General features: G+C 64.6%; 10 protein-coding genes. 9 read left to right on the top strand and 1 reads right to left on the bottom strand.

The genetic code is table 11. The annotated features are described in order from the left end of the window. The first annotated feature begins 310 nt into the window (after positions 1–310). Together VED21_RS33920 and VED21_RS33915 are read left to right on the top strand one after the other, a co-directional pair. Entirely contained in the window at positions 311–7,702 is a 7,392-nt protein-coding gene (locus VED21_RS33920; protein ID WP_324890339.1) for a hypothetical protein, read from the top strand. Positions 7,703–8,054: 352 nt separating this feature from the next. Then, complete coding sequence (locus VED21_RS33915; protein ID WP_324890338.1) at positions 8,055–9,074, top strand: NAD-dependent epimerase/dehydratase family protein; 1,020 nt, start codon at positions 8,055–8,057, stop codon at positions 9,072–9,074. Positions 9,075–9,081: 7 nt separating this feature from the next. Here VED21_RS33915 and VED21_RS33910 read toward each other — a convergent pair whose 3' ends face one another. Next, on the bottom strand, positions 9,082–10,083 hold the full coding sequence (locus VED21_RS33910; protein WP_324890337.1) for a class I SAM-dependent methyltransferase: 1,002 nt from the start codon (positions 10,081–10,083) through the stop codon (positions 9,082–9,084). 254 nt (positions 10,084–10,337) lie between these two features. Between VED21_RS33910 and VED21_RS33905 the strand changes: the two genes are divergently transcribed. The 7 genes from VED21_RS33905 to VED21_RS33875 all read left to right on the top strand — a co-directional run bounded on the left by VED21_RS33905 (position 10,338) and on the right by VED21_RS33875 (position 17,814). Further along, positions 10,338–11,450: a CgeB family protein gene (locus tag VED21_RS33905; protein WP_324890336.1), complete on the top strand. Its 1,113-nt coding sequence runs from the start codon at positions 10,338–10,340 to the stop codon at positions 11,448–11,450. A gap of 35 nt (positions 11,451–11,485) precedes the next feature. Continuing rightward, complete coding sequence (locus VED21_RS33900) at positions 11,486–12,523, top strand: Gfo/Idh/MocA family oxidoreductase (protein WP_324890335.1); 1,038 nt, start codon at positions 11,486–11,488, stop codon at positions 12,521–12,523. Positions 12,524–12,536: 13 nt separating this feature from the next. Beyond that, positions 12,537–13,028, top strand: coding sequence for an acyltransferase (locus VED21_RS33895; RefSeq protein WP_324890334.1), 492 nt, complete (start codon positions 12,537–12,539; stop codon positions 13,026–13,028). Positions 13,029–13,081: 53 nt separating this feature from the next. Beyond that, on the top strand, positions 13,082–14,173 hold the full coding sequence (locus VED21_RS33890; protein WP_324890333.1) for a DegT/DnrJ/EryC1/StrS family aminotransferase: 1,092 nt from the start codon (positions 13,082–13,084) through the stop codon (positions 14,171–14,173). Positions 14,174–14,187: 14 nt separating this feature from the next. Further along, positions 14,188–14,919: a hypothetical protein gene (locus VED21_RS33885; RefSeq protein WP_324890332.1), complete on the top strand. Its 732-nt coding sequence runs from the start codon at positions 14,188–14,190 to the stop codon at positions 14,917–14,919. Positions 14,920–14,929: 10 nt separating this feature from the next. Next, complete coding sequence (locus VED21_RS33880) at positions 14,930–16,507, top strand: hypothetical protein (RefSeq protein ID WP_324890331.1); 1,578 nt, start codon at positions 14,930–14,932, stop codon at positions 16,505–16,507. Positions 16,508–16,665: 158 nt separating this feature from the next. Continuing rightward, positions 16,666–17,814 carry a radical SAM protein gene (locus VED21_RS33875; protein ID WP_324890330.1) on the top strand — a complete coding sequence of 383 codons (1,149 nt, stop codon included), beginning with the start codon at positions 16,666–16,668 and terminating at the stop codon, positions 17,812–17,814. Positions 17,815–17,821: the final 7 nt, after the last annotated feature.

The raw sequence follows: 17,821 nt of genomic DNA, 5'->3' as shown, positions 1-17,821 counted from the left end.
GGAGCACCGATCATGACCGTCCGCTTTGGCGACGTTGTCGCGGGAGGATTGGATCAGGCCCCCGTCCTGACAGTCCCCGGGGTTGGCCGCCGGCCAGCCGATACGGCACGCGCGTCTCAGCGACGGCGCAGGCGGAGGCTCTATCGTCGCGGTGATCGTGAGCGACACCAAAAGTCAAGAACGCCACTGGGGCGCGGTTCTTCGACATCCGTCGGGCGTAGAACCGTGTCGATAAGCCTTTGTTGACTTTCGACACGCCTTCTAGCCAAAATTTCGAGCCCTGTGAAAAAGTCGCGATCGGGAGAGTCACATGTCTGTCCAAACTGGCACCTCAGCTGCTGAGACCCTCGTCGGCACGGGAGGTGACGACACCCTCATTGGCAATGGTGGGGTCGACATCCTGATCGGTGGCGATGGCAGTGACGTTCTCGATTTCAGCCAGGGAAGCACCGGCTCCCGGTCGTCGGCGAGCGGCGGCGGCGGAACCGATACCGTCGTGACCGGCGGTACCGTTTCGTTGCTCGGGCTTTCCGGCGTCGAGTCAATCTCGGGCACCAGCAACTCCGACACGTTGAGCCTCGCGACGGCTCTGGACGGTGTCATCTTCAACATGGGCTCCGGTGGCGACGCGGTGACGCTGGCCGCCGGGAACAACACCCTGACCGTGGAAAATCTGGAGACGCTGACCGGCGGCGCGGGGGCGGACACCGTGTTCGTCGCCTCCATCCAGACCAACAGCCTCTACAACCTGGCCGGCGGCGCCGACCGGCTGACGATGGGGGTGGCCGGCTCCTTGTCGGTGAGCGGCGTCGAAATGGTCGTCGGCAGCGACAGCGAGGACCGGGTCACGCTCGGCGCCGGGCAGACGGCCATCACCGTCAACCTGGAGGACGGCAACGACATCCTGGTCCTTTCCGGCGACTCCAGCATCAAGAATAGCGTGACGGTCCTGCAAGTCGAGACGGTGACCGGCGCCAGTTCCGCCGATACCCTCGTCTTCGGGAGCGCCATGGACGGCGCGGTCGTCAATCTGGGCGGCGGCGACTCCGATCAGCTGCGGCTGGCCAACGGGGGCAACAAGCTGACGGTATCGGCCGTCGAGAAGGTGACCGGCGGGACGGGCGACGACACCGTGACCGCGGGCGATCGCATCACCACGGGCGTCGTCAGCCTCGGCGCCGGCCTCGACACCTTGACGCTGAAGGATGGCGGCAACACGGTGACGGTCGGTGGCATCGAAAGCCTGGTCGGCGGCACCGGCCAGGACGTCGTCGTCGCTTTGAACCTGGCGACCAGCGGCATCTTCGATCTCGGCGCCGGCAGCGACACCCTGATTCTGATCGGCACGGGTACCGTCTCGGCGAAGGACGTCGAGTCGATCGTCGGTAGCGTCGGCAGGGACTCGGTCATCCTGAGTTCAGCCTTGGCCAGTGGCTTTATCAATCTCGGGTTGGGCGCCGACCGGCTTGAGCTGAGCAATGAAGGCAGCAATACGGTTACGATCAGCGCCGTCGAGCAGGTGATCGGCGGTTCCAGCGCCGACAAGGTCATCCTGACCGGCTCCGCCGCCTTTGCGGGCGTCGTCAACCTGAAGGAGGGTGATGACATCCTGTCCTTGGGGGATGGCACCAACACCGTCACCGTGCGCAGCGTCGAGACGATCAATGGCGGCTCCGGCTCCGACGCCATTCTGCTGGGCACCATCGCCTCGGGCGGCGTCATCGACCTTGAGGCGGGCAAGGACAGCCTGACCCTGGCCAACGGCGAGAACACCGTTACCCTTTCCAACATTGAAACCATCATCGGCGGTTCCGGTAACGACAACATCGTCCTCACGACGACGAGCGGCATCGTCACCCTGCGCGGTGGCGATGATGTTCTGCACCTGGACGACAGCGCCAACACGCTGACGATCGGCGGGGTCGAGAGCCTGGTGGGCAACTCCGGCGCCGACCTCATCGTCCTGCAGGGGGCCATTTCCGGCAGCGTCATCAACCTCGGCAGCGGCAGCGACAGCCTGAAGCTGGCCAACGGCGCCAACACCCTGACCCTGGAAAACGTCGAGAGCCTCATCGGCGAGGCCGGCAACGACACCATCACCCTGACGACCGCCCTGGTTAACAGTGTCTACAACCTCGGCGCCGGCAACGACACCCTGCGGCTGGCGACGAACGTGGCGAACACGGTCACCATCGGCGGCGTCGAGCGGCTGATCGCCGGCGACAGCGACGATCGCATCACTTTGACCGCCGGAGTGGCCGGCGGCACCGTCAACCTGAAGGATGGTACCGGCGACACTCTCATCCTGGCGAACGGCACCAACATCCTGACCCTGACCGGCGTTGAGTCGCTGGTGGCCGGAAGCGGCGCCGATACCATCACCCTGACGACCACGCTTAGTGGCGGTCTCAACCTGGGAACGGGCAAGGACCGTCTGACCCTGGCCAACGGCGCCAACACCGTAACCGTGTCGGAGGCCGAGACGCTCATCGGTCTTGGCGGTGACGACCTGGTCACCCTGGGGACGGTGCTGACCAGCGGCATCATCGCGCTCGCCGGCGGCAACGACAGCTTGACGCTGGCTTCCAACAACTCCAACACCCTGACGGTTCGCGGCATTGAAACCATCGTTAACGGCGGATCGTCGGTCGATACCATCGTCCTGGGGGCGGGAACCACCGGCGGCTACATCTGCCTGGGCGACGGCAGCGACACTCTGATCCTGGCCAACGCGGCCAATACCCTGACCCTGGAAGGGGTGGAGAAGATCACCGCCGCCGGCGGCAACGATGACATTCTCCTCCAGACCATCTTGACCACGGGCACCATCGATCTTGGTCTGGGCAGCGACAAGCTGACCCTCAACCATACGAGCGGCTATACCCTGACGGTCGGCGGTGTGGAATCCCTGACGGCGGCGGCCGGTATCGATAAGATCACCCTGACCAAGGCGCAGATCGGCGGCGTCATCGATCTGGGCGACGGCACCGCCGATACCCTCACCCTGGCCGCCGGTGGCAACGCGATCACCCTCACCGGGGTCGAGAGCGTTATTGGCGGATCGGGGGGCGACCGCATCACCCTGACCCAGGCGTTGACCGCCGGTAAGATCAATCTCGGCATCGGCGGCGACGTGCTGCAACTGGCCGAGGGCGCCAACACGCTGAGCGCGGGGGACGTCGAGACGCTCCAGGGCAACAGCGGTGCCGACATCGTTACCCTGACGACCAGTGTGACCAAGGGCGTCATCAACCTGCGCGAGGGTGACGACGTCCTCAACCTGGGGAACGGTACCAACACGCTGACGGTGCGTGGTGTCGAAACCATCTGCGGCAGCGCCGGCGACGACAAGATCACGTTGGGTTTGGGCCTGACCGCCGGCTACGTCTGCCTGGGCGGCGGCAGCGACACCCTGTACTTGGCCAACGCCACCAATACCCTGACCTTGAGCTCGGTCGAATCCCTGGTGGCCTCGGGCGGGGCCGACGCGGTGACCCTCACCGCCTCGGTGACCGCCGGCGTCTTCACCCTGGCCGGCGGCAGCGACCAGTTGAGTCTGGCGGCCTCCGGCAACACGCTGACGGTGGTCGGCATCGAAACCATTCAGGGGGGAAGCGGCAACGACGCCATCACCGTCGGCCGCGCGATCTCCGGGGGGTATATCAACCTGGGCGGCGGCACGGCCGACATCGTCTATCTGCTCAATGGTTCCAATTCCCTGACCATTGCCGACATGGAATCGATCGTCGGCAGCGGCGGCAGCGATACCGTCTTCCTCGACACCGCCCTGACGGCTTCGTACGGCCACATCAATCTCGGCGCCGGCTCGGACAGCCTGGTCCTGAGCAACCAGGCCAACACCATCTATGCCCTCAACGTCGAGACGATCATCGGCAACGAGGCCGGTGACAACATCACCCTCAGCTTGGCCCTGGCGGGCGGTTACATCAACCTAGGTGAGGGAAGCGACCAGCTGACTTTGGCGTCGGGAGCCAACACCTTGACGCTGGCGTCCGTCGAAACCATCAACGCGACGAACAGTGGTAGCGATACCATTACCCTGGCCAACAATTGGACCACCGGGGTTATCTGTCTGGGCGGGGGGAGCGACTCCCTGAAGCTCGCCGATGGCGACAATACGTTGACCATCTCCAGTGTCGAGACGATTACGGGCGGCAGCGGCGCCGACTACATCGACATGGCCAGCAGCCAAGTCTACGGCTTCATCCGGCTGGCTGGTGGCAGCGACACCTTGGTTTACAGCCACAGCAGCGCCTTCACGCTGACGGTGGCGGGTGTGGAAACCCTTATCGCCGGCCACGCCGTCGCCAGTCATGACACCGTCACGGTCCTCACCGCCCTGTCCCAGGGGTTCATCAACCTCGGCGGCGGCACGCAGGATGTTCTGAAGCTGCTTGGCGGTGCCACCAATGTGACGGTGGAAGCGGTCGAGAGCATCGTCGGCTCGTCCTCCGACGACACCATCGTGTTTGCGGCAACCCTGGCGCAGGGCCTCATCGACCTCGGCAGCGGCTCCGACAGCCTGACCCTCGGCGGCAGCGGTTCCAACGGGGCGGCGTTGACCATCAGCAACACCGAAACTCTCATTGGCAGTGTCAGCGCCGATATGCTGGTCCTGGGCAGCGGGCAGTCCAGCGGCAGCATCAACCTTGGTGACGGTCTCGACACCCTGAAGTTGAGTGCGAACAACAATACCCTGACGGTCAGCGGCGTTGAGTCCCTCTACGGCCATAGCGTAGCCGGCAACGACAGCATCACGCTGGGCGAGGCCGTAAGCAGCGGCTTTATCTGTCTGAGCATCGGCAGCGACCGTCTGAGCCTTTACGACGGCAGCAACACGCTCACGGTGCAAGACGTCGAAACGGTGGTAGGCGGCAGCAACGATGATACCGTCACGCTCGCCAACGACATGTCGAAGGGAAATGAGTTCATCGCCCTGAAAGGCGGCAGCGATGTCCTGTACCTGGGCGGTTCGGCCACCAATACTCTGACCGTCGGAGGGATTGAAACCCTGATCGGTCACAGTGTCGGCGGCAACGACACCATCATCTTCAGCACCGTTGCGAACAGCTACATCAACCTTGGGACAGGCATCAAAGACGTTCTGGCCTTGGACGATGCCGACAACACGGTCACGGTTCTCTACGCCGAAACCATCATCGGCGGCGACGAGAACGACTTCATCCTGATCGGCAACTCGCAGCTTACCGGCGTGTTCAACCTTGGCCAGGGCAGCGATATCCTGGTGCTGGATGTCTCCACCTCCACCGCCGTCCTCACCATCAACGGCGCGGAAACCATCATCAGCAACGGCTCCGAGGAGGATACCGTCTTCCTGACGGCGTCGCTCACCGGTGGTCTCGTCAACCTGGGCAGCGGTACGGCCGATACTCTGCTCTTGGCGGTCGGCGGCGCCAACAACCTGACGGTGGTCGGGGTCGAGAGCATCCATGGCAGCAGCACCGCCAGCCAGGATGTCATCGTGATGGGTGAGTCCAACACCAAATGGCTCTCGGTCGGTTATGTCGAAACACTCCTCGGCACCGGGGAGGATGATAAAATCACCCTGATCGCCGGACAGTCCGCCGGGGCCATCAACCTCGGCGGCGGCACGGCCGACCAGCTTGCCTTCGCGCACAGCGGCCCCTACACCCTGACGGTATCGGGCGTGGAAACCTTCATCGGCCACACCAGCGATGCCTCCGACACCATCGTCCTGACGTCCGGTTACGGAAGCGCATGGCTCTGCCTGGGGGGCGGCACCAATGACAAGCTGACGCTGCTGGGTGGCGAAAACACGCTCACCGTCCGTGACGCCGAAACCATCGTGGGTGGCAGCGGCTCTGACCAGATCATGCTGACCGCGACCGCGGGGACGTTCTATGTGGGGTTGGGCAACGGCAGCGACGTCCTGACGTTGACTGAAACCGGCTCCTTCACGCTCAGCATAAGCGGCGTCGAAACCTTGTATGGCGGGACGAGCTCGGGCGGTGACACCCTGACCCTCAGCACCGCCGTCAACGGCATGCTGATCAATCTGGGCGCCGCGGTGGATACGCTGAACCTGGGCCAGGGCAACAACACCGTCACCCTGTTCGAAATTGAAAAGATCGTAGGCCACACGACCAGCGGCACCGATGTCGTCACGCTGATGACGACGGTGTCGGGCAACCTCACCGTTTCGAACGTCGAGACGCTGATCGCCTCCGACAACGACGAAACGGTCATCCTCACTCCCAACCAGAGCGGCGGTTACATCAATCTGGCGGGGGGAACGGCCGACATCCTGCACCTGAACAGCGCCAACTTCACCCTGACCGTGAGCAACGCGGAAACCATCACGACGACGATCAGCGGTAACGACGTCATCTCTCTGGCCGCCAACACCAGCAATGCGTGGATTTGCCTGGGTGGCGCCGCGACGGACCAGGTGATCCTGCTGGGCGGCGACAACAGCATTACCGTTCAGCAGGTCGAATCCACCGTCGGCGGGACCGGCAGCGACACGGTCTATATGGCGGCGTCGCAAAGCTCGCTGCTCTTCTCCCTGGGCAGCGGCAGCGATACGCTGGTGCTGGGGGCTTCGGGGGCCTTCGTTCTCTCCGTGGTCGGCGTGGAAACGATCCACGGCATGGCCGGTTCGCAGGCTGACAGTATTGTGATCAGTTCCAGCCTTGATCGGGCTCACGTCAACTTTGGCGACAGTTCGCAGGATGTGCTCACGCTGTCGGACTACGGCAACATTGTCACGGTGAGCAACACCGAAACCATCAAGATCACCGGCAGCAACAGCGACACCATCTATCTCGCCACCACCCTTACCACTGGTTACATCGACATCGGCACGACGGGGGCAGCGGACTATCTCATCCTGCTGGCCGGCGACAACCAACTGACGGTCAATGGTGCCGAGAGCATTTATGGTGGTAACGGTTCCAGCGATATCATCACCGTGCAGCAGACGCAGAATTCCGTGCTGACCGTATCGGGGGTCGAAACGCTGATTGGCGCCACCGTCACGGGTACGGACTATATCGTGGTGGCGGGTTCGACCAGCGTCAGCCTCTCCGGCCGCGCTGGCCATGACAGCATCACCGGCGGTTCGGGTGACGACACGCTGGTCGGCGGTGACGGCAACGATACGCTGGCGGGTGGCTCGGGCGCGGACTACTTCGTGTATGTCAGCACGACGGAAGGCCGTGCCGCGAACATCACGGGCGGTGACATCATCCATAGCTTCGAGTTCAGCAGCGATAAGTTCGCCCTAAGCGACAATGCCAATCTCGACGTGTATGGCGGCACCACGGTGAAGTATGCCGAGGGCACCTGGAGCGGTACGGCCTTCACCATCACCGAGGCCAGCGGCAGCGGTTTGGCGGCGGGGCAGAGCTACACCTCCGCCTCACTGGACGCCAACGTCATCGTCATCACCGATATGGTCGGCACGGCAACTTGGACCGGGGCCACGGTGGTTGATGGTGCCCTTACGAACTTCGTGAGCCCCTCGGCGACGACTGGTGTTCTCGTGGTCTTCCACTCGACTACCGGTGGCGATTACGAGGTGGTGTTCGATATTGAGGCCGGCGCGAGCAATGGCTCCAGCGACATCTTCCACCTCACGACGCTGAAGGATAAGAGCGCCATCACGTCGCTCACGGCGAGCAACTTCATCATCTTCTGATCATCTTCTGATCATCTTCTGATCAAGTTCTGATCAAGGGGGGGCGGTTCACAGGGACCGCCCCCGCTTTTTATCGGCTTGGGCGCGGCGCTTCCAATGGGAGCGCCGCGCTCGTCGTTGATGGCGTTGTCACCAGAGGGACCAGGCGGGCGGGGAACCGGCGGATTTTCGGCACCGCCAGCGGCAAGAGGTCGGCCGTAGCACCTTCCGCCTTCTTCTGGCTCAACTGACGACACGCCCTGGCGAAGAGGGCGGGATCGTGCTTTCGGCCCAGAAAAGTGCCGTGTTCACCTCAACTGATAGTGTTAACCTTTTCGGTGGGAAAACTTACGAGAGGAAGGATATCCCTGCCATGACGGATGCGACGCCACGGCACGAGGACCGCCTCGCTCTGCGCCCGGACTGGCAGAAGCGACGGGTGCTGATCACCGGAGGGCTGGGGTTTATCGGGGCCTCTCTGGCTCACCGTCTGGTTGCCTTGGGCGCCGACGTGCTGTTGGTGGACAGCCTGGTGCCGGAATACGGTGGCAACCCCTTCAATGTTCAGGAGATCGCGTCACGGGTTCGCATCAATATTTCCGATATCCGCGATCCCTACAGCATGCGGCATATGATCGAGGGGCGCGAGGTGATCTTCAACCTTGCGGGTCAGACCTCGCATATGGATTCGATGACCGACCCGTTCAACGATCTTGAGATCAACGGCCTTGCCCAGTTGCGCCTGCTGGAGATCTGCCGCCACCACAATCCCGGTGTGCATATCGTCTTTGCCAGCACTCGCCAGATCTACGGCAAGCCCGACTACCTGCCGGTGGACGAGAGGCATCGCCTCAATCCGGTCGACGTCAACGGCGTCAACAAGGTGGCCGGCGAGCACTATCACATTCTCTACAACAATGTGTACGGCCTGCGCTCCAGCGTGCTGCGGCTGACCAACACCTACGGGCCGCGCATGCGCGTCAAGGATGCCCGCCAGACCTTCTTGGGCGTCTGGGTGCGGGCCGTGGTCGAAGGTCGGCCCTTCGAGGTGTGGGGCGGAGCGCAGCTGCGCGACTTCACCTATGTCGACGACGCGGTGGACGCGCTGCTGGCGCTGGCGGAAACCGACGGGGTGGACGGGCAGGCGTTCAACCTGGGCGGCGACTGCGTCATCAGCCTGCGCGACACCGCCGCCCTGCTGGCCGAAGCCGGCAACAGCCGCTTCGAGATCCGGGAGTTCCCCGCCGACCGCAAGCGCATCGACATCGGCGACTATTACGCCGACGACTCCCTGTTTCGCCGGCTGTCAGGCTGGCAGCCCCGTGTGCCGCTGGCCGAGGGACTGCGCCGGACGGTCGCCTTCTACCGCGACCATCTCCGGCACTATCTGTGAACGACGATCAGTAGGCGATGCCGATGCCGCCGCCGGGATACCAGTGATCGCGCGGTTCCTCCCGGTAGAACAGGAAGCGCCGGCCGGTGACCTGGGCAAACTCCATGAGGGCCGGCGAATGGCCGCTGTTGTCGCCCAGGATCATCGACCCGGGCGCCAGCTTCGACTGGATGGTCGCATACTCGCGCCGCTCATACTCGACACTGTGGTCGCTGTCGTTGATGAAGATGTCGATCGGCTGCTCCAGGCGGATCAGGCTTTGGATCGAATCGCCATAGAGGATGCGGCCATGCTCGGCATAGGGCGCGGTCAGCAGGTAGCCCGCCGCCGGATTGATGTCCGTGCCGTAGTAGACGCCCGCCCGGCCCTCGGCGGCGTTGCGGCGCAGGGCGGCGCACAGCAGCACCGACCCCATCCCCTTATCGACGCCGGTTTCGACCAGAACGGCGGGCTTGCGGGCGCGGACGATGGCGTACCAGCCGAGACGGCGGCCGAACTGCGGCCGGTCGTCGGCGCACCAGCGCAATGAATGGGCGGTGGTCAGGCGATGAAGATGGTCGAGCAGTTCCGCATCGGCCAGCGGCTCCTTGATGTAGGCCAGGGCGGTCGGCTGGTCGATACCGGCGGTGACGGCCACGACATGCGACAGGTATCCCAGGCTGATGTCGGTCAGGCCGTAGGTGAAGTTGGTGGTTTCGCGCGAGGAAACCAGCCAGCCGGCGATCCGCTGCAGGCGCTCGGTGTAGTAGGACATGGCCAGCTTCAGCCGCACCGGCATGGCCCGGAAGTGGACGGTGCCGATATCGTCGGTCGAAACCGGCTGGCTGGCCCGGGCGGCGGCATCGATCCGGTGCAGATACGCCTCGGTGAAGTCGTCGACGGCCCCGAAGTCGGAGACGCAGTTCACTTCGATCCGCTTGGCCGCGTCCCGGAACGTCACGGAAACGGTTCGGGCCTGCACATCGACTTGGACCTTCACGCCGTCATCGGCGGTATTGATGCTGATCATCCGGGACCTTGACCGTTGGTGCCGCGACCGGGGCGGAGCGGCCCACCCTTTCCCGTATGTATCGGGCATGTGGGAGAGTGGTGCAAGAGAACTCCTTCGCCGGCCGTCGAGATCCAGTACTGACTGTTGCTTGTCACACAAGCTGTCCCTGATTCGTCCTTTTGTCTTGAAATTTCCCCGTGCCGCCAATCGATAGGGCGGATATCATTCGTTGCGGCTGCCCGCTTCAGCCGGCCCGGCTTTGGAGATTTCCGGTGCGTTTTCTAGTCGTCGACACGATCTATGAAGGCTTCCTGCACTGGCTTTACCAGCAGCGGGAGCCGGGGCTGGCCGGCAAGTCGTTCCAGGAACAGTACGAGACTCAGGAAAAGGCGTTCTTCCACAGCGCCAGCGCGTGGGCCGCGCCCCTGCGCGCCTTGGGGCACGAGGTGCTGGATGTCAGCGCCAACAACGCGGCGATGCAGGTCCGCTGGATGGTCGAGAACGGCCTGGCCGACGAGCTGCGCCGTTGCGCCGACACTTTCCAGTTCGGCGGTTTCCAGGTACGCCAGCAGGTCGCCCTGGGCAACTGGCAGCGCGCCATCGTCGCCGCGCAGGTCCGCGCGTTTCGGCCCGACGTGCTGCTGTGCGCCAATCTCTACATGTTCGAGGACAGTTTTCTGGACAGCGTGAAGGGGTTCTACGGCAAGGCGGTGGGGCAGCACGCCGCCCCCATGCCGAAGACCAGCCTCAGCCGCTACGACCTCATTATTTCCGCCGGCCCCGCCCAGATCCAGGAATTCCGCGCCCGTGGCCTGCGCTGCGAGAAGGTGGCGCTGGCCTTCGACGAGCGCCTGCTCCCCCATCTTGAGGAGCGCGGCAAGCGCTACGAGGTCGGCTTCACCGGCCAGCTGTCGGCGGCCCACAGCGAACGGGTCCGCCTGATCGTCGAGTTGGCGCGGGCGGTGCCGATCGACCTGTGGGGCGAGGTGGCGTGGCCCGAGGGGTTCGACGCCGCCAGCCTCAAGCTGACCGTCCGCCCGCCGGTCTGGGGCCTGGACATGTATCAGGCCCTCAAGGATTGCCGGATGGCGCTGAACAAGCACATCGACGTCGCCGGCCCCTACGCCGTCAACTTGCGAATGTACGAGGTCACCGGCGTCGGCAGCCTCCTGGTAACCGACAACAAGTCCGACATCCGCGAATACTTCCAGCCGGATGAGGAAATCGTCGTCTACGACGATGTCCGAGACGGCGTGGCCAAGATCCGCGACCTGATGAGCCGCCCCGAGGACGTGGCCCGGCTTGCCGCCGCCGGCCAGCGGGCGACCCTGACGCGCCATTCCTACCGGCATCGGGTGCAAGACCTGCTGGCGCTTGCCGCCTGATCCCGCCGGCAACGTTTTTTCCGGGAGAGTTCGTCATGACGGTGGTTGGTCAGATCGGCTGCGGTTACTGGGGGCCGAACCTGTTGCGCAACCTTTCCGCGCAGCCCGACTGCCGGGTCAAGTGGGTCGCCGACGCCAGCGAGGCGCGCCGGCAATTCGTCGGCCAGAATTTTCCCCGCACCGAGGCAACGCCCGACTGGCGGACGGTGCTGGACGATCCGGAGGTGGAGGCCGTGGTGATCGCCACCCCTGCCTCTACCCATTTCGAGCTGGCCCGCAACGCCCTGTTTGCCGGCAAGCATGCCCTGGTCGAAAAGCCGCTGGCCATGACCCGCACCGAGGCGGAGGATTTGCGGCGGCTGGCCGCTGAAACCGGCCGGGTGTTGATGGTCGGCCACACCTTCCTGTACAACTCCGCCGTCCATTACATGAAAAAGCTGGTGGACGACGGCGCGCTGGGCGACCTTTTCTACATCTATGGCCAGCGCCTCAACCTGGGCCAGGTGCGCACCGACGTGAACGCCTGGTGGAACCTGGCGCCGCACGACGTCAGCATCCTGCTGCACCTGATGAACGGCGAGATGCCGGTGCGGGTGGCGGCGCAAGGCGCGGCCTTCATCCAGAAGGGCATCGAGGACGTGGTGTTCGCCACGCTCACCTGGAAGAGCGGCATCGTCGGCCACGTCCACGTCAGCTGGCTCGACCCGGGCAAGGTGCGGCGCTTCACGGTGGTCGGCAGCCGCAAGATGGTGATCTACGACGACGTCAACGACGACAAGATCGCCATCTACGACAAGGGGGTGGACCGGGTGCCCCGCATCGGCGAGCGGATGGACTTCGACGATCCCCGCACCTTCCAGTTCCTGCACCGCGCCGGCGACATCCTGCTGCCGCGCGTCAAGCTGGTCGAGCCGCTGAAGGCCGAGGTGGAGCACTTCCTGGACTGCGTGCGCCGCGGCGCCACCCCGATAACCGGCCCGGATCACGCCGTCGCCGTGGTAACGGTGATGGCGGCCGTCCAGACCGCGCTCAAGACCGGTCAGGTCCAGACGATCGAGCCGATGACCGCCTGAAGGAGAGAGAGTGATGACGGAGAGTTTGCCGGCATCCCCCGGCCATGCCCCGACCATCCGCCAAAGCGGCATCGTCGATGTCACCTTCGGCCCGGATGTCACCGTCGTCGCGCCCGTCAACCTGTACGGCTGCGCCATCGGCGGGGGCACCTTTATCGGCCCCTTCGTCGAAATCCAGCGGGGGGCGGTGATCGGAGCCCGTTGCCGCGTCCAGTCGCACAGCTTCATCTGCGATTTGGTCGAGATCGGCGACGATTGCTTCATCGGTCACGGCGTCATGTTCATCAACGACCCCTTTCGGGTCGGCGGTCCGGCCCGTGGCCGCAAGGAGCTGTGGCAGGCCACCCGGATCGGGGATAACGTCAGCATCGGCTCCAACGCCACCATCATGCCGGTCAGCATCTGTGACCGGGCGGTCATCGGCGCCGGCGCCGTGGTCACCCGCGACATCGCCGAACCCGGCGTCTATGCCGGTAACCCGGCCCGGCTTTTGCGTCGGTTGTGACGGATCACGGCTCCTTTTCCACGATTACTCCCATCAAACGCGCCGAGTGCTCCATGAACATCCCCTTCGTCGATCTCAAAGCCCAGTACCGCGCCATCAAGGCCGAGATTGATCCGGCCATCGCCCGCGTTCTGGAGAGCACAGCCTTCATCGGCGGTGAGGAGTTGAAGCGGTTCGAGGCCGAGTTCGCCGCTTACTGCGGCACCGCCGACTGCGTGGGCTGCGGCAACGGCACCGACGCCCTGTACATCGCCCTGCGCGCGCTGGGCATCGGCGCGGGGGACGAGGTGATCACGGTGTCCCACACCTTCATCGCCACCGCCGAGGCCATCAGCCAGACCGGGGCGCGGCCGGTGTTCGTCGACATCCGGCCCGACACCATGCTGATGGACGCCGACGCCTTGGAAAAGGCCGTCACGCCGCGCACCAAGGCCGTCATCCCGGTGCATCTCTACGGCCAGGTCTGCGATATGGACCGCATCCTGGAGGTGGCGCGCCGCCATAACCTCAAGGTGGTGGAGGACTGCGCCCAAGCCCACGGCGCGCGCTGGCACGGCCGCAAGGCCGGCACCTTCGGCGACCTTGCCAGCTTCAGCTTCTATCCCGGCAAGAACCTGGGCGCCTACGGCGACGGCGGCGCCATCGTCGGCGATGATCCCCAGGTGATGCGGCGGGTACGCATGCTGGCCAACCATGGCCGGCTGGAGAAGTATACCCACGAGCTCGAGGGGGTGAACAGCCGTCTCGACGGGCTGCAGGCCGCCATTTTGCGCGTCAAGCTGCGTCACCTCGACGCCTGGAACGCCGGCCGCCGCCGTGCCGCCGACCTTTACCGGGAGAATCTGGCGGGCCTCGATCTCGTACCGCCGACCGTCCGCCCCGAGGCCGAGCCGGTCTGGCACCTGTTCGTGATCCGTGTCAAGGACCGCACCGCCGTGGAGAGCACGCTCAAGGCGGCGGGGATATCGACCGGCGTGCACTATCCCATCCCGCTGCACCGCCAGCCCGCCTACGCCCACCTGGGGATGGCGGAGGGAAGCCTGCCGGTGACCGAGGCGGCGGCGGCGGAAATCCTCAGCCTGCCGATGTTCCCGGAACTGGCCGAGGCGCAGATCAAGGTGGTGGCGGCGGCGCTGCGGAACTGATTCAAGAGCTCTAGATGCTGCTAATGGAAGATGTAAAAGGGGTTGAAATGCTGACGCGCCGGGACTGGAATGGAGAAAAGCAGAATATCATCGATAATCTGCGGTCGTTTGTTGAGATTTATCAAAAGCGTCCCTTCGAAAACAGCGGCGGCGTGGGAGCTAGCGCGGCTTTTCACCTTTATTACTTCCTGAAGGAGCTTAATCCAGACGCCGTTATCGAGTCCGGCATCTGGCGGGGGTTTTCCACCTGGGTCATCGGGCAAAGCGTCCCCAAGGCCAAGATCATCTGCCTTGACCCGGTGATCGCCCTGCACGAGCACATCGCGCCGGAAAGCTACAACCCCTTCTATCGCCATCCCGGCGCCGCCTACAGCCACCAGGACTTTTCGTCGACGCGCTTCGGCCCGTTCGATCCCGAGAAGGTCTGCGTGATCTTCGACGACCACAACAACAAGTTCGAAAGGCTCTTGCTGGCGCGGTCGCGCGGCATCCGCCACGTCATCTTCGATGACAACATGCCCTACCCCTACACCCACCATACCCTGGAAATGATGGTGAAGCAGGGGGGAGAGGCCACCCTGTCGCAGATCGTCGAGCGCTACGACCTGTTCCCCGCGCTGTGGGACATGGTGAAGGAAGGGACATTCTGCCCCGGTCTGAACCTGCCGGAGCTTGAGGATTTGAAAGAGCAGTTCCCCTGGGCCGAAACCTATTCGTGGATGACCTATGTCCGCCTCAAGGGATGACGCCGGGGCCATGACCACCACCCTGTCCCTTGAGCAGGCCTTCGCCCTGTCCGTGCAGCACCAGCAGGCCGGGCGGCCGGCGGAGGCCGAGGCGCTGTTGCGCCGGATTCTCCAGGCGGTGCCGGAGCATCCGTTCGCCCTGCATCATCTCGGGGTGGCGTTGCACCAGCTTGGCCGTGGCGACGAGGGGGTGCCGTTCATTGTCCGCTCGCTGGCCCTCCAGCCCGGGGCGGCCGAATGGCACGTCAATGCGGCGACGGTGCTGGCAGACCTCAAGCGGCGCGACGAGGCGGCGGAGCATCTCCGGCGCGCCCTGGCGTTCAAGCCCGATCTGGCGGTGGCGCGGGAGCGTCTGGCGGACCTGGAGCGGCCCGTGGCGGCGGCGCCGGCCGCCCCGCCGCCGCCCGGCATCCCGCTCGTTCCCGAACTGGCGGCCCTGTGCCGGCAAGCCTTCAGCCGGCCGCGCCGCCACGATCTGGTGGTCTTTGTCGCCAACAATCCCTTCGGGCGGGTGGCGAAGGCCGCCCTGGCCCTGCGCGCCCAGGGGATATCGACAGTCCTCCTCCACCACCAGCCGCCCAAGTTCAACGCCGCGCGCTACTTCGTCGAAACCCACGCCTACCGCTCGCCGCAAGAGGCCGTGGCCCTGGCCTGCCGCTACGCGCCGCTGGCCTACCATCTGTTCGTCAGCTGGGAACACGTCACCCCGGCCTTCTTCATCCGGCATCGGCCGGGGCCGGTGGTGTTCGACGATTACGACGTGCTGGCCGGCATCCTCCAGCCGACCCACCCGGCGGCGGCCGTCATCCCGCTGGAGCGGTTTTCCCTGGAAAACGCCGATGGCCTGTGCTGCCGGTCGCTGGAAGCCCAAGTCGCCAAGCGGCACCTCGGCTACCGCCTCAAGGGGCCGAGCCTTCTGTTCCTTGACGGCTGCTGGAACCGGAGCGACCTGCCGGAGCGTCCCCGGCGCGATCCGGCGGAAATCCACATCGCCTATTGCGGCAACTTCGGCGTCGAGAAGCTGGCGGCCAACGACGCCACCGCCATCCATCTGGGGCTGGCCCGCCAGTGGGCGACGCAGCGCATCCACTATCACCTCTATCCGGCCCCGATGGGACAGCAGACGGCCTTCGAGGAGGTCTACTCCGATTATCTGGCGCTGGAAGCGGCCACCCCCTACTTCCACCTGCACCGCCCCGTCCCGGCCGAGCGGCTGCTTGAGGAACTCAGCCAGTACGATTACGGCATCCACCTGTCCTCCCGGAAGCTGGATACCCTGGCCGACGACGCCTATAACGAGCACAAGCACCCATATTGCACAACCAACAAGCTGTTCGACTACTTCGATGCCGGCCTGCCTGTGCTGGGTCCGTCAACCGGCTTCATCTCCTTTGTCGCCAACCGTTACGGCGCCGGCGTGATGCTGACGCCCGCCCATCTTCCCCGCCTGCGCCGCTTCCTGGAGGCGCTGTCCCACGAGAACTTGCGCCGACGGGCGCTGGAGACGCGGGCGCGGTACGCGGTAGCGGCGCACGGCGGCCGTCTGGCCCGGTTTTACGAGAAGGTGGCGGCCTCGGCGCTTCCTTAAAATGATCCAGAAGGGGGGGAGATGGCGCGATTGAACCCCTTCGGAAAGGGTTCTAAGTTGCTGGATGATGAATGGATCCACCCCTATCTCGCGGCAAGGTCACGGCGGGTTGGGGCTGGATCGGGTGTTGCCGTCAACCAGCCGGAAAGTGGGCGCCGATGACAGACGAGGCCAAGCCGGAACTCTCCGCCGCTCCGCCGGCAGCCGAGACCGCTCCCCGCGACAGGTACAACATGGATGGCCACAAGCTGTTCTGGCACCTCGACCGCGTCGTCGAGTGGCAGCAGGGCCGGCGCATCGCGCCCTTGCACATCGACATGGGCATCACTACCGGCTGCAACATGGCCTGCACCTATTGCTACGGGGTGATCCAGGGGCGGTCGGGTTACGGTACCGACAAGAAGGGCCGCTTCAACATGCCCAAGGAGGCGGTGATGCGCACCTTCTCCGACGCCAAGACGATCGGCGTGCGCTCCATCGCCCTGATCGGCGAGGGCGAGAATACCCTGCACCCCGATTTCCACGAGATTCTGGCGCACGCCCGCACCATCGGGCTGGACATCAGCCTCGCCACCAACGGCATCCGCATCGACCGCGAGCCCGACAAGCTGGAGAACATGCTGACGGCGCTGAAGTGGCTGCGCGTCAACATCTCCGCCGCCTCGGATGAGTCGTTCCAGAAGATCCATCAGGTGCCGCAGTTCGAGCGGGTGATCGGCAACGTCGAGGCCCTGGTCGCCGCCAAGCGCCGGGGCGGTTTCCCCTGCACCATCGGCCTGCAAATGGTGGTGACCAAGGAGAACATGGGCGAGATCGTGCCGCTGGCAAAGCTCGGGCGCGATCTCGGCGTCGACTATCTTGTGGTCAAGTCCTGCTCCGACACCTACGACGGCCTGCTCGACGGCCCGCGCGAGGAGTACAAGGACATCACCGGCCTGTTCAAGGAGGCTGAATCCTACGGCACGGCCGACTACACCGTGTCGATCAAATGGCACAAGCTGACCAACGCCGGCTGGAAGGACTACGGCACCTGCTTCGGCACCCAGTTCCTGCTGGCGATTTCCGGCAACGGCGGCGTCTTCCCCTGCGGCCACTGGTTCGACGTGCGGCGCGACGAGTTCCGCATGGGCAACGTCATCGAGCAGTCATTCCGCGACATCGTCGAGAGTGAACGCTACTGGGAGGTCCAGAAGCGGGTGCAGACGGTCAACGTCAACCACGACTGCGAAAGCAACTGCCGCCAGCACTACATCAACCGCTTCCTGTGGCAGGTCAACCAGACGCCGACCCACATGAATTTCATCTGAGGCCCGC

This window comes from Azospirillum sp. (assembly GCF_035627195.1).
GTDB lineage: Bacteria > Pseudomonadota > Alphaproteobacteria > Azospirillales > Azospirillaceae > Azospirillum.
This window is presented reverse-complemented; position numbering and strand designations above follow the sequence as displayed.

Bases quoted from the DNA above. Each gene is read 5' to 3' on its own strand.
- VED21_RS33920 (WP_324890339.1), top strand. From the start codon at position 311: ATGTCTGTCCAAACTGGCACCTCAGCTGCTGAGACCCTCGTCGGCACG.
- VED21_RS33915 (WP_324890338.1), top strand. From the start codon at position 8,055: ATGACGGATGCGACGCCACGGCACGAGGACCGCCTCGCTCTGCGCCCG.
- VED21_RS33910 (WP_324890337.1), bottom strand. From the start codon at position 10,083: ATGATCAGCATCAATACCGCCGATGACGGCGTGAAGGTCCAAGTCGAT.
- VED21_RS33900 (WP_324890335.1), top strand. From the start codon at position 11,486: ATGACGGTGGTTGGTCAGATCGGCTGCGGTTACTGGGGGCCGAACCTG.
- VED21_RS33895 (WP_324890334.1), top strand. From the start codon at position 12,537: ATGACGGAGAGTTTGCCGGCATCCCCCGGCCATGCCCCGACCATCCGC.
- VED21_RS33890 (WP_324890333.1), top strand. From the start codon at position 13,082: ATGAACATCCCCTTCGTCGATCTCAAAGCCCAGTACCGCGCCATCAAG.
- VED21_RS33885 (WP_324890332.1), top strand. From the start codon at position 14,188: ATGCTGCTAATGGAAGATGTAAAAGGGGTTGAAATGCTGACGCGCCGG.
- VED21_RS33880 (WP_324890331.1), top strand. From the start codon at position 14,930: ATGACCACCACCCTGTCCCTTGAGCAGGCCTTCGCCCTGTCCGTGCAG.
- VED21_RS33875 (WP_324890330.1), top strand. From the start codon at position 16,666: ATGACAGACGAGGCCAAGCCGGAACTCTCCGCCGCTCCGCCGGCAGCC.